Origin of the sequence: Desulfovibrio sp. X2 (assembly GCF_000422205.1) — a bacterium.
GTDB lineage: Bacteria > Desulfobacterota > Desulfovibrionia > Desulfovibrionales > Desulfovibrionaceae > Alkalidesulfovibrio.
Map to the genome: position 1 here is coordinate 1 of NZ_ATHV01000059.1, position 502 is coordinate 502.

1 protein-coding gene is annotated in these 502 nt (G+C 70.9%); it reads right to left on the bottom strand.

Annotated elements, in window-relative coordinates; all coding sequences use genetic code 11:
* Positions 1-502: ABC transporter permease (locus DSX2_RS13670; RefSeq protein ID WP_020881670.1), on the bottom strand; the 502-nt coding region annotated here is incomplete at both ends.

A 502-nucleotide genomic window follows, 5' to 3' on the forward strand; every position in this document is an offset into this window, starting at 1 on the left:
ACCAGGGCCACGGCGATCCAGCCGCGTCCCGCGGCCAGGTTGGTGGTCCAGAACTGGGTGTAGGCCAGCGAAAGATAGGCCCCGCCGAGCCCCACGAAGAAGGCCCCCCCGACCACGCCGAGCCAGCGCAGCCTGGTCACGGAGAGCCCGGCCGCGCGGGCCGCGGGCGGATACTCGCCCGCCGCGTCCAGGGCCAGGCCGAGCCGCGTGCGGTTGAAGACGAACCAGACCAGGGGCACGGCCAGATAGGAGCAGTAGACCAGGGCGTCCTGGCGGAAGAAGATCGGCCCGAGCCAGGGGATGTGCGCAAGGCCCGGGAAGGCGAACTTGGAGAAGCCCGCGAGCTTGGTTCCGATGTAGGGCGTGCCCAGGTAGTCGGCCAGCCCCACGCCGAGGATGGTCAGGGCCAGCCCCGAGACCACCTGGTTGCCCAGAAAGACGATGGTCACCAGGGCGTGCAGGCAGGAGAAGAGCGAGGCGCCCAGCCCCCCGGCCAGGAAGC